This is a genomic window from Rhizobium sp. JAB6 (genome assembly GCF_003024605.1).
Lineage (GTDB): Bacteria > Pseudomonadota > Alphaproteobacteria > Rhizobiales > Rhizobiaceae > Rhizobium.
On sequence record NZ_PYJQ01000009.1, the window covers coordinates 118,089 to 130,752 of the forward strand.

Genomic DNA, 12,664 nt, shown 5'->3' on the forward strand with positions numbered 1-12,664 from the left:
TCGGGCCGTCTGTCTTGGGACTTGGGGCCCCGTAAGCGCCGCCACTGCGGCGCAATAGGTCAATCCGCCAGTTGGCTGGCCGCCGACTGGCTGGATTGCAAATCGTAGATGCGGAATTCCGGCACGCCGCTTGGGAGCGGCTTGGCCGGCGTGAAGACGACGCGGCGGCTTTCGCCGGCGGCAAGATCGAAGGCGTTATCGGAATAACGTCCTTCCGCCTCGCTCTCGATCATCACGAACAGCGCAAGTCCCTTTGCGGTGACCGTGAGTTCCACTGTCCCGTTTTCCTCTTTCTCCTCCCGCAGCACCGTCAGGCCGGCGGGCTGAAGCTCGAGCGCCTTATAGGTGCCGTGGACATAGTGCCCCTCGCCGCCCATGCCGTTCGACGCGGTGAAGCGCCACGCCAGCAGGCAATCGGCCGGCACCTGGTCCGCATCGATCGACAAGGCCGTGACGGCGGCATCCGGCGTGCACACGGCATGCGCCGTTGTCAGCGGCACGCGCTCGCCATCGAGCTTGAGCAGCGACACCGAGATATCGACCACCACATCGGCATTGGTATCGTTGACCAGAGAGAAGCGGATCGTCTTATTGTCTTCCGAGGGAATTGCCGCGACCGATACGGGCTGAAAGAAGCGCCGCACCAGATAGTGCATCACCTTCCACCGGCCGCCGTAATCCAGGCTCGACCACGAAGCCACGGGCCAGGTGTCGTTGAGCTGCCAATAGATGGTGCCCATGCAATGCGGCTTCAGCGAACGCCAATATTCCACGGCCGTCTTGATGGCAAGGCCCTGCTGGACCTGGCTCAGATAGACGAAATTCGGGAAATCCTTCGGGAAGCGGAAATAGCGGAACATGGTGCCGGCAATACGCTCGTTGCCGCCGGCATTCTTCTGGTGCAGCTCCATGACCGGAGAGGCGATGTTCATATCCTTGGCCTCGGCATAGGTCTTGATAACAGGCAGCGAGGTGTAGGACTGGAAGCCGAATTCCGAGCAGAAGCGCGGGCGGACCGAGCGGTAATTGTCGAAGGACTTGTTCTCGTGCCAGACCGACCAGTAATGCATGTCGCCGGAGCCATCGGCATGCCAGGCGTCGCCGAAGTTGAGGTAGCCGGAAGCCGGGCTGGACGGCCACCAGATCGCATCCGGCAGCGCCTTCTTCATTGCCGTCTCTATCGTCCGGTTCAGGCGATCATAGGAGACGAGATAGCGATCCCGGTCTTTGCGCGACTCCTCGAACCAGGTGAGCGCACCCACCAGTTCATTGTCGCCGCACCAGAGAACGATCGAGGGATGGCTTGCGAGGCGGCGCACCTGGTAATCCACCTCTGCCTCGACATTCTCCAGGAAGTCGTTCGTCGAAGGATACAGATTGCAGGCGAACATGAAGTCCTGCCACACCATCAGCCCCAGGCGATCGCAGGTATCGTAGAACCAATCATGCTCGTAGAAGCCGCCGCCCCAGACGCGGATCGCATTCATGTTGGCATCGGCGGCCGATTGCAGCAGATCCTCGGTTGCAGCAGGATTGGAGCGGGAAAACAGAGCGTCGGCCGGAATCCAGTTCGCCCCGCGAGCAAATATCTCGCGACCGTTGACCTTCAATGCAAAACGGCTGCCCGCTTCATCCTCGGTGGTGATTAGCTCGACCGTACGCAGGCCGATCTGCCGCGTGACGGTTTCGAAATTGGTTTCCACGGACAGCGCATAAAGCGCCTGCTCGCCATTGCCGGCCGGCCACCAGAGCCTGGGCTTGTCGATATGGAAGAAATGGGTGATCGACGTCTCGCCGGCGTTGACGCCGACATCGAGGCGCACGCGCTCATCGTCGAGCGAAAAATAGAGCTGCGCGATCCCCGTTCCCTTGGCAAACAACGCCACCGTCACCTTGAGATCGACCGAGCCGTCACCATTATGAATCTGCTGAGTTACGACATTTTCGATGCGCGCTATTTCGAGCTTCTTCAGCGCGATGGTGCCATAGAGGCCAAGCGGCGCGATCGCGATGTTCCAGTCCCAACCGAAATGGCATTGCGGCTTGCGCAGCATATTGCCGTTCGGGATCGGCGAATTGCCGGTGCTGTAGGGAATGTAGAACGGCTGCTTTGCCTGCAGGGCGGCCCCGGCCGAAATGCTCGAGTGTAGGACGATGCGAATGGTGTTTTCACCCGTCTTCAGCACTTTCGAGACGTCGGGACGATAGCGCTGGAAACAGTTGTTGGCCTCCAGCACCAGTGCATCGTTGAGATAGACGCTAGCGACGGTATCGAGATAGTCGATATCGAGATACCAGTCTCCGCCGGCATCATCGAGCACGAAGCTGCGCGTCAGCTCCCAGTCCTGCTTGGCGACCCACTTCACGACCTCTTCATTCCGCGCGAAATAAGGATCGGGAATAAATCCCTCCGCATGGAGCGCCGAGTGGATATCACCGGGCAGAGACATGGACAGAGAATGATCGCTGCCGGGAGACGTCAGCCTCCACGATCCGGCCAGGTCGACGGTGAGGCTATCATTGATGGAAGAAGACATCGGACCTCCTCGGACCGCTGCAAAGAAGGAGGCGGCCTGGCCGCCTCCGGGCATGGGATCATATTCTGAGTTCTGTCTGCGCATCGAAGAGCGATGCGAGAGACATGTCGAAGCCGAGCTGTACCGCCGATCCGGGGCCAAAGCGCCTGGCGCCGTTGACGCGAACCGACATGGTGTGACCGGCATGCTTCAGCCAGAGCAGATTGTCGGCACCCATCGGCTCTTCGATATCGACCGTTGCATTGTGGATCTCGGCGCCGGACACGGCCGTTTCATTGACCTTGATATGCTCGGGGCGAACACCCAATACGACCTTGCGGCCGGCCTGCAGCGCCTCGCCGGCCTTGTAGCCATCGAGAGAAAACAGCACGTCATTGGTCGCGAACACGATCTCGCCTTCGCGGTTGACCAACTCGCCCTTGAGGAAATTCATCGACGGCGAGCCGATGAAGCCAGCCACGAAGAGATTGCGCGGCTCGTTATAGATCGTTGTGGGATCGTCGAGCTGCATGATGACGCCGTTCTTCATGATCGCGATGCGGTCGGCGAGCGTCAACGCCTCAATCTGGTCATGGGTCACGTAGATCATCGTGTTCTTCAGCGACTGATGCAGCCGCTTGATTTCCACGCGCAGTTCCGAGCGCAGCTTGGCATCGAGGTTCGACAGCGGCTCGTCGAAGAGGAAGACGTCGACATCGCGCACGAGCGCCCGCCCGATCGCGACACGCTGGCGCTGGCCGCCTGAAAGCTCGGCCGGCTTGCGCTTCAGAAGCGGCTGGATCTGCAGGATCTCGGCAGCGCGCGCGATGCGCTTATTGATCTCGTCCTGCGGCACCTTGGCGACACGCAGGCCGAAGGACAGGTTCTTCTCGACCGTCATCTGCGGATAGAGGGCATAGGATTGGAACACCATGCCGATGCCGCGGTCCTTCGGCTCCTCCCAGGTGACGTTCTTGTTCTTGATGAAGATCTGCCCTTCGGTGATATCGAGCAGGCCGGCAATGCAATTCAACAAAGTCGATTTGCCACAGCCCGACGAACCGAGAAGTACGAGGAATTCGCCGTCATTGATCTCGAGGTTGAGGTTCTTCAGAACGGTGACCGCACCGAAATCGAGCGAGAGGTCTCTGATGGAAACGCTGCTGTTCATGGATCACCCCTTCACTGCGCCGGCGGCAATGCCGCGGACGAAGAGCCGTCCGGACACGAAATAGACGATAAGTGGAACAAGACCGGTCAGGATCGTTGCCGCCATGTTGACGTTGTATTCCTTCACGCCCTGGACGGAATTGACGATATTGTTGAGCTGAACGGTCATCGGATAATATTCCGGCCTGGTGAAGACGACGCCGAACAGGAAGTCGTTCCAGATGCCCGTGACCTGCAGGATCATCGCGACGACGAAAATCGGCAGCGACATGGGCAGCATGATACGCAGGAAAATCTGCCAGAAGCCGGCACCGTCGATGCGCGCCGCCTTGAAAAGCTCTACCGGCAGCGATGCGAAATAATTGCGGAATAGAAGCGTCAAGATCGGCATGCCGAAGATGCTGTGCACCAAAATAAGTCCGGTCAGCGTACCGTAGATGCCGATTTCGCGCAGTACGATGACAATCGGATAGATCATCACCTGATAGGGTATGAACGCCCCGATCACCAGGATCGAAAAGAACAGATCAGCTCCCTTGAAGCGCCAGTTGGCAAGTGCATAGCCGTTGACCGAAGCAATCGCGATCGAGAGAATCGTGGACGGCACGGTGATGCGTACGGAATTCCAGAAGCCGCGGGAAAGACCGTCACAATTGAGACCGGTACAAGCCGTTGCCCAGGCCTTTACCCATGGTTCGAAGGTAATCTCGAGCGGCGGCGAGAAGATGTTGCCGAGCCGGATTTCAGGCATTCCCTTCAGCGATGTGACGATCATCACATAGAGCGGCAACAGGTAATAGGCCGCGGCAACGAAGAGCGTACCGTAGAGCATGATATTGCGGCCGGAAATCACCCGGCGCGGCTTGCGCCCTCTCGGTCCGGAGAGCGTCTTGTCAGTCAAGGCAGCACCGCCGTTCGCATTCTTGAGAGTAACAGGATTAGACACGTTTGCGCCCTCCGCCGAATTCCAGGTAGGCCCAGGGAATGATGATGATCGCGACGGTCACCAGCATCATGGTGGAAGCAGCAAATCCCTGACCGAGGTTCTGCGCCTGGAACATGTAGTCGTAGACGTATTTCGCCGGGACTTCGGAAGCGATACCGGGTCCGCCGCTCGTTTGTGCAACGACGAGGTCGTAGACCTTGACGATGCCGCTGGCGATGATGACCAGCGTTGTGATGAAGACCGGGCGCATCATCGGAATGACGATGAAAAGATAGGTCCTCCACATGGGAATCCCGTCCACGCGTGCCGCTTTCCAGATATCTTCGTCGATGCCGCGCAGGCCTGCGAGCATCAGGCACATCACGAGCCCAGTTCCCTGCCAGAGAGCCGCAATCAGCACACCGTAGATGACGATGCTCGGGGTATAGAGGGGGTCGAAGGTAAAGGTCGTCCAACCCAGCGAACGCACCACGGACTGGATGCCGTAGTCGGGGTTGAGCAGCCACTGCCAGACAAGGCCGGTGACGATGAAGGAGAGAGCGAAAGGATAGAGAAAAATCGTGCGGAAGGTGTTTTCGAACCGGATCTTCTGGTCCATCAGCGTAGCCAGCACAAAGCCGATCACGAGACTGAAGATCAACGAAAAAATGCCGTAAACCGCAAGATTTTCAATGGACACGCTCCAGCGAGGTGCTGCCCACAGGCGGTAGTATTGATCCAGTCCGACGAAGCTGAGACGGGGCAGCAGCTTCGAATTGGTGAAGGAATAAACGACCGTCCAGATCGTGCCGCCAAAAAAGATGACGACGGCGGTCAGGATCATTGGAATGGATGCAATCTTCGAATTCAAATTGCGCAGATATTGATTTGGCCGGCCGGCTTTCGCGTGACCCGTCATTGTACCTCTTTCTGAAGCGCGACTGCTTCGGTGATCAGGAACCGCGTCAATGAGCGCAGTTTCTGCCGCTCCCTCCTCGCCGACAGTCGACATCACATCCTGCGCGTCCGTTGCCGACAAGAAGCGCCGTAATTCCGATGAGCGAGATGCGTCCCGGTCGTGATACCGGCCCCACGAGGAGGCCGGTATCGCTACGGCGAAAAGATCGAATCAATCAGCCGCAGCGATGATCTCGACGAAGCGCTTCTGAGCCGCTTCGGGCGTCATCGAAGGATTGGCGAAGAACTCGGAGAACAGATCCTCTTTCTGCTTCTGCGTGTCGGCAGACAGAAGCTGGTCCGTACCCTCGATCACGTTGCCCTTCTTCAGGATTTCCAGGCCCTTCTTCATGCAGTCGTTGGCGGATGCGAGATCGACGTCGCCGCGCACGGGCAGCGACCCCTTCTTCAAATTGAAGGCGACCTGCGTCTTGGGGTCGAGAAGCGTCTTGGCGAGAACTTCCTGAGCCTTCGACTTCGCCTCATCCTTCAGCAGAGGGAAATAGAAAGCGTCACCGCCCGTGGAGATGATTTCGTTGACGCCGAGACCCGGAAGGCAGGTGTAATCGGTGCCTGCCTTCTGACCTGCGAGCGCAAATTCGCCCTGCGCCCAGTCGCCCATGATCTGGCCGCCGGCCTTGCCGGTAATGACCATGTTCGTCGCCTGATTCCAATCCTGAACGTTGGAGCCCTTGGACATCTTGCGGGCATCATCGGCGGCCTTGAAGACCTTCGCAATTTCCGGGCCAGCCGCCAACTTGGCGTCTCGCTCGCCGAATACTTTCTGGTAGACGTCCTTGCCGGCGATGGCAACCATCAGCACGTCGAAGGCGCCCGTTGCCTGCCAGGGCTGACCGCCGACAGCGAGCGGAACGATGCCTGCCTTTTCCAGCGCGGGAGCGGCGGCGACGAATTCATCCCAATTCTTCGGAACCGGAACGCCGGCCTTTTTGAAGGCAGCATTCGAAAGCCAGAGCCACTGCCAGGAGTGAATATTAACCGGAGCGCAATAGATCTTGCCGTTGATCGTGCAGGAATCGAGCAGGCTCGACGGACGGATGATGTCCTTCCAATGCTCCTGCGTCGCGACATCGGTCAGATCCCGCATCAGGCCGGCCTGCACCAGTTCCTCGGCCTGACGGCCGTGGTTGAACTGGGTGGCACCCATGGGATCGCCACCGGTGATGCGGCTGATCATAATCGGACGAGCAGTACCGCCCGAACCGGCGATCGCGCCATCGACCCAATGATTGCCGGTCGCGTCGAACGCCTTCGCCAATTCCGCCACGGCGGCAGCTTCGCCACCGGACGTCCACCAATGCGTTACCTCAAGGTCAGTTGCCTTGGCCGCACCAAACGGCAGCGCGACTGAAGCGGCCAGCATAACGGCCATCAAACGAATATTCATGAGTTCTCCTCCCTCACTGAAACGTTGCCGGAAAAACGTAGTCGAATCATTTTGAACGCGCAACCGCCCGCTCATAAAATTTTTCAGCAAGCTCAAATATAGCCGCCTTGGATTATATACCCTCTTTCAAATATGCCAAAGCGCTTACCACCCATCTCACCATTTGCTGGCGGACATAAAATTTAACATTTTGATTATATTGGTATATTTCAAATGCCGACAACGAAGCCTCTGTAGCCTGCACTTCGCATCGGCAAATTTGGGAAAAGATAGGTGGATTGAGCCATCGCCCATGTCAGCTTTCTCGATAGGAGAAAAAGTGCTCGACTTTTCAACTGTATCGTTACAGATTTTCGAGACGAGGAAGGAGCGACCACATCATACATAGGCTTGCGGCATGGCCGTGGGCAATGATAGGCGGTTGGTCGCGGGAGGCAGCATTGCAGGACATGGACAGTAAGAAGATTTCCGGCAGCAGCACAGCGCCATCCACGCGTGAACGGCCGACGCTCAAGACGATCGCCTTTATGACGGGGCTCGGGATAACCACCGTCTCCCGCGCCTTGAAAGATGCTCCCGACATCGGCGCCGAGACAAAGCAGCGGGTGCGCATGGTCGCGCGGCAATTGGGATATCATCCCAATCGCGCCGGCGTGCGCCTCAGAACCGGCAAGACCAATGTCATCGCTTTGGTGCTGAGCATCGACGAAGAAATCATGGGCTTCACCAGCCACATCGTCTTCGGCATTTCCGAGGTTCTCGCCGGCACTCAGTATCATCTGGTCATTACGCCGCATTCGCATAGCAAGGACCCGCTGGTGCCGGTGCGCTATATCCTCGATACCGGTTCAGCGGACGGCGTCATCATATCGCGTACCGAACCGGACGATCCGCGTGTCGAACTCATGCACGACCGCGGCATGCCCTTTGCTACGCATGGACGAACCGATATGGGCATCGTCCATCCCTTCCATGATTTCGACAATGAAGCCTTCGCCCACGAGGCCGTGCGCGCGCTGGTCGCCAAAGGACGGCGTCGCCTGGCCCTGCTGCAGCCCTCCAGCAAACTGACCTATTATTCGCATACCCGTATAGGCTTCCAAACGGGTTTGCATCAATATGGTGCGGAAGAGATCCCGCTCAGGATTACCACCGACAATGCCCTTGCCGATATCAAGGACACGGTCGAGGCACTGATGCGCTCTCCGCATGCGCCCGATGGGATCGTCTGCTCCAGCAGCGGCGGCGCCATAGCCGTCAACGCCGGCATCGAGGCAGCCGGTTTCCGCTTGGGCCGTGATATCGATATGGTCGCCAAGCAGTCGACGGATGTCTTAAGCTGGATCAGACCTGAGATCATCACAGTATCGGAAGATTTTCGCCATGCCGGCCGGGAACTCGCCAAGGCAGTCATCGCGCGCATCGACGGCGTGGAGCCGGAACTTCTGCAAAGCATCAGCCCACCCGTCTGGCCAAAGAGCTGACAACGAAAAGGCCTGCAGCTTTCACGGCAGGCCCTTTCGATAATCGTATCCGACTGTTTTATCAGCCTTGAGCACCACTGCCCCATGGGCCGTGGTGAATATCCTTGCCATCGACGCGGTCAAAGCCGTGGGCGCCGAAGAAGTCGCGCTGGGCCTGGATCAGGTTGGCGGTGCCGCGAGCCTGGCGATACGCGTCGAAATAGGTCAGTGCCGACGCAAGCGCGGGAACCGGCAGGCCGGCAGCCGTCGCCGCAGAAACGATGCGGCGCAGCGACGGGATCGATTCCTTGACCATTTCCGCAAAGGCAGGCGTGACGATCAGGTTCGCCGCGTCCGGCGTCTTCGTGAAGGCGCTGGTAATCTCATCGAGGAACTGCGAACGGATGATGCAGCCGGCACGCCAGATCTTGGCGATGACAGGCATCGGCAGCGACCAGTTGAACTCCTTCGAGGCCTCGGCCATCACGGCAAAGCCCTGCGCATAGGCGCCGATCTTGGCGGCGAACAGCGCGAGTTCCAGATCCCTCAAGAGATCGGGACCGAAAGCGATCGGGAACTTGTAGTCCGGCGTGCCGAAGATCTTCTCGGCCGCCTCACGCTGGCCCTTGATGGCCGAGAGGCTGCGGGCGGCAACGGCGGCTTCGATGGCAGTCGCGGGAATGCCCATGTTCTGGGCTTCGATAACGGACCACTTGCCGGTGCCCTTCTGGCCGGCCTTGTCGAGGATGACGTCAGGCATGGCGCTGCCGGTTGCCGGGTCCTTGGCGGCAAGAACCTTTTCCGTGATCTCGATAAGATAGGAGTTGAGGCGGCCCTTGTTCCACTCGCCGAAGATCGAGCTGATATCGGCGGCGCTCTTGCCGAGGCCATCGCGCAAGATGCCGTAGATTTCGGCGATCATCTGCATGTCGGCATATTCGATGCCGTTGTGGATCGTCTTGACGAAATGACCGGCGCCGTCATTGCCGAGCCAGGCAACGCAGGGATCGTTGTTGTACTTGGCAGCGATCGAAGTCAGCACCTTCTCGACACGCCTGTAGGACTCTTCCGTGCCGCCGACCATGATGGAGGGGCCATGACGCGCCCCTTCCTCGCCGCCAGAGACACCCATGCCGATGAAGGTCAGGCCGGTGTCCTTGAGGCGGTCGAAGCGGGCGATCGTATCGCGGAAATTGGCATTGCCGGCATCGATCATGATGTCGCCCTTGTCGAGATGCGGCTGCAGCGCCGCCATCTGCTGGTCGACCGGCTCACCGGCCTTTATCATGATGATGATCGGCCGCGGTGGACGGATTGCCTCGACGAACTCCTCTATCGTCTTGCAGGGAATGATCTTGTCCTTGAGCGCGCCAGCATTCGCGTAGAATTCATCCGTCACCTGCGGCGTACGGTTGAAGACCGCGATCTTGTTGCCTTTTTCAGCGATGTTGAGCGCCAGATTCGATCCCATTACCGCGAGACCGATCAGCCCGATTTCTGCCTTTTCCACGACAATCCTCCAGTGAGCCGTTTACCGCGCCCGGCCACACCGAAGACGCAGCAACATCCGATATGACGCAATGCCGCCGACGCTCGGCGCGACGGGCGGCAGCCCTGCGTTGGGGCTGTTGTTGCACTCCGGACGGAAAACGGCAAGTCTTCGAAAGCCGTGAATCGTTCCCTTTGCAGAACTGTGCAACAATGTTGCCGAATTCGCGATTCATCTCGCGCGAATGCAGGGTTGCGGCCGATCTCAGCCCTTTGACGGTGATATAGAGGAGGAAAACACCATGTCGACCATGAATGCGAAGATCGTGCATCTCTCCATCGATCGCGACTGGAAGGAGGTCTACGACTACGCCAGCCGCCCGGAAAATATGCCCTTCTGGGCCTCGGGCCTGGCATCCGGGCTGACGCAGGATGGGAATGATTGGATCGCCGAAGGCACGCTCGGCACTGCTCGGGTCCGCTTCTCGCCTCGCAATGATTTCGGGGTCATCGACCATTGGGTTACGCTGGAATCCGATCTGCAGGTCTACAACGCCTTACGCGTCGTACCGAACGGCGACGGCTGCGAGGTCATGTTCACCCTGCTCCAGCTACCGGGCATGGAGGAAACGCAATTCGCGGCCGATGCCGCGCATGTCATGCGCGATCTGAAGAGATTGAAAGAGTTGATGGAACGCTGATCGCCCTTACAGCGACCGCAAGGTCCAGTCCACGAGTTCGCCTGCCACACCGGCGAATGCAGCATCGAGTGCGCGGACGAAATCAGGATTGCTGCCGCCACTGACCGGCACGACCTTGCGGAAGACATTCTGGGCCTTCACCGTGCCCGTGCGATCGTTCAGAATCTTTTCCGAAATTTCGACAATCGCCGTCTTCTGACCGCCCGAGGCATTGATCTCGAAGGAACGGATATCGGTGACGATCTGATAATCGATTGCAAGTCCCTGCCCCGGCACGCCGACGCCGCCGAGCTTGCCGGTATTCTCGAAGGCCTCGACCAGTTTCGATTGCACCATCTTGCTCAGCTTGTCGCTCCACTGCGATTTGCCGAGATACTGAATTTCAGAGGACGAGACGCGAATGACGATCTGATTGCTGTCCAGCGCCTGCAGCGCCGTCGGCGGCGGAATGAGAATCTGGCGGCTCTTGACCGAAGGTCCGCTCGCCTTTACCGACGCGGAAAGATCGTAGGTATCCTTATTCGTACTCCCGCAGCCTCCCAGCAAGGCTGCGAACAATGGTAACGCGATGACAGCTTTCCACACCTGATGACGCCCACTCGACACGCAACCGATCATATTTCGCTTATCCCCTGGAGACCAGATATCGCTCTTCATCAATGCCGCGCGCGGCCGTCATAAGTCTTGACCGTATCCCCGCCGAAAATCAGTCGTTGCGGATTGCGGTCGAAATTAGTGATTGTACTGTTCAGATTGTCAACCGTGCCTCGCATGTCATTGATGAGGGTCTGGGCATCGCGCAATCCGCTGCTGGAAAATTTCTGCAAGTTGTCGGCGATCGGCCCGATACGGGAATTGAGATTGTCCGCCATCTTCTTGAAGGATTCGAGCGTGTCTTTGGCTTCTGCGAACAGCGATTTCGTGCTGTCGTCGCCGAGCAGGGAATTGACCTTCGTCAGGATTCCGTCGACCTTGCCGGATGCTGCGTTAAGCTTGGTCGAAATCTCGCGGGCATTGGCGATCGTCTGGTCGATATCCTGCTGATGCGCCGCAACCGAGTTGGCGACGTCCCGGATCGAAGCGACCGCCGTACGCGCCTGTTTCGTCACATCGGCAATATCGTCAACCGATCCCTTGATCTTGGCCGGATCGATCTGCGCGACGATCGCATCGACCCGATCCAGCGTCTTTTGAGCGTTCTGACCGAAGGTCGTATAGGTATCGGCCGTCTGCTTGAAACTCGCAATGGTCGCCTTCAGGTCCGTCGTCGCGTCGGCGACATTGGCCGTGATCTTGTCGGCGTTGGCGATGACGTCGTTGACCTTCCGGGCATCGACCGCGCGCACCAGCTTCTCGATCGCATCGAGCGTCGAGTCGACGCGGACTGAAACGGTCTTGAAGGTATCGGAAAGCTGCCCGACGCTTGCCAGGAACTTGTCAATATTGTCGGAATTGTCAGCGATGGCCTTGGAGAATTTCTGCGCATTGCGCACGGTATCCGTCAGAGGCCCTCGGGAATCCGAGACGAAGCCCTGAATGTCGCCGATCGTGTCATTGGCGCGGTTCAGGATCTTGTCGGCCGTCGTCAACAGGTTGGTCACGCTGGACTGATCCGCGAGCAAGACCGCCCGCTTGCCCGTGTCGATCGAGCGCTTGAGGATGTTTTCGTCACTGTTGCGACCACCGGAAAGCTCGATATAGGCAGCACCCGTCAGGCCCTGGATCTCAAGAATGGCCTTGGTCGAGGTGTAGACCGGCGCATCGGCGCGCACCTGCGTGAAGGCGAGAGAATAGTTCGGATCGTCGGCGTCGATCGAGAGCCCCTGCACCGAGCCGACCTGAATACCATTGAAGCGAACCGGCGAGCCGACGCTCAACCCATTTGCCGAACCGGGAATGCGCACGACGAGCTCGACCATCGGACCGCCGCGGCCATATTCCGCCATCCAGTAGACGAAGCCGAAGGCGGCCGCGATGACAACCAGCGTGAAGAACCCGACGATCGTGTAATTGGCTTTGGTTTCCATTGTCTCCAG

10 protein-coding genes are annotated in these 12,664 nt (G+C 58.7%); 2 read left to right on the forward strand and 8 right to left on the reverse strand.

Annotated features, from left to right (window positions below; all coding sequences use genetic code 11):
- Positions 1-59: 59 nt before the first annotated feature.
- The 5 genes from C7U61_RS10590 to C7U61_RS10610 form a co-directional block, all read right to left on the reverse strand.
- Positions 60-2,537, reverse strand: coding sequence for a glycoside hydrolase family 2 protein (locus C7U61_RS10590; protein ID WP_106998051.1), 2,478 nt, complete (start codon positions 2,535-2,537; stop codon positions 60-62).
- Between the two features lie 58 nt (positions 2,538-2,595).
- Positions 2,596-3,687 carry an ABC transporter ATP-binding protein gene (locus tag C7U61_RS10595; protein WP_106998052.1) on the reverse strand — a complete coding sequence of 364 codons (1,092 nt, stop codon included), beginning with the start codon at positions 3,685-3,687 and terminating at the stop codon, positions 2,596-2,598.
- A 3-nt stretch (positions 3,688-3,690) separates the two neighbouring features.
- Positions 3,691-4,587: a carbohydrate ABC transporter permease gene (locus tag C7U61_RS10600; protein WP_245410812.1), complete on the reverse strand. Its 897-nt coding sequence runs from the start codon at positions 4,585-4,587 to the stop codon at positions 3,691-3,693.
- 37 nt (positions 4,588-4,624) lie between these two features.
- Positions 4,625-5,530 (reverse strand): sugar ABC transporter permease, encoded by a 906-nt coding sequence (locus C7U61_RS10605; protein ID WP_106998054.1) that lies wholly within the window; start codon positions 5,528-5,530, stop codon positions 4,625-4,627.
- 210 nt (positions 5,531-5,740) lie between these two features.
- Positions 5,741-6,976, reverse strand: a complete 1,236-nt coding sequence (locus C7U61_RS10610) for an ABC transporter substrate-binding protein (protein WP_106998055.1) — start codon at positions 6,974-6,976, stop codon at positions 5,741-5,743.
- Between the two features lie 449 nt (positions 6,977-7,425).
- Between C7U61_RS10610 and C7U61_RS10615 the strand changes: the two genes are divergently transcribed.
- Complete coding sequence (locus C7U61_RS10615; RefSeq protein ID WP_106998056.1) at positions 7,426-8,460, forward strand: LacI family transcriptional regulator; 1,035 nt, start codon at positions 7,426-7,428, stop codon at positions 8,458-8,460.
- Between the two features lie 61 nt (positions 8,461-8,521).
- On the opposite strand, the gene gndA is transcribed toward C7U61_RS10615, so the two are convergent.
- The gene (gene gndA, locus C7U61_RS10620) at positions 8,522-9,949 is read right to left on the reverse strand and encodes an NADP-dependent phosphogluconate dehydrogenase (RefSeq protein ID WP_106998057.1); all 1,428 of its coding nucleotides are present in this window, start codon (positions 9,947-9,949) and stop codon (positions 8,522-8,524) included.
- Between the two features lie 280 nt (positions 9,950-10,229).
- Here gndA and C7U61_RS10625 point away from each other — a divergent pair, with 280 nt between their 5' ends.
- Complete coding sequence (locus C7U61_RS10625; RefSeq protein WP_106998058.1) at positions 10,230-10,628, forward strand: polyketide cyclase; 399 nt, start codon at positions 10,230-10,232, stop codon at positions 10,626-10,628.
- Positions 10,629-10,634: 6 nt separating this feature from the next.
- Here C7U61_RS10625 and C7U61_RS10630 read toward each other — a convergent pair whose 3' ends face one another.
- Together C7U61_RS10630 and C7U61_RS10635 are read right to left on the reverse strand one after the other, a co-directional pair.
- Complete coding sequence (locus C7U61_RS10630) at positions 10,635-11,246, reverse strand: ABC-type transport auxiliary lipoprotein family protein (RefSeq protein WP_106998059.1); 612 nt, start codon at positions 11,244-11,246, stop codon at positions 10,635-10,637.
- Positions 11,247-11,284: 38 nt separating this feature from the next.
- Entirely contained in the window at positions 11,285-12,655 is a 1,371-nt protein-coding gene (locus C7U61_RS10635) for an MlaD family protein (protein ID WP_106998060.1), read from the reverse strand.
- Positions 12,656-12,664 lie beyond the last annotated feature (9 nt).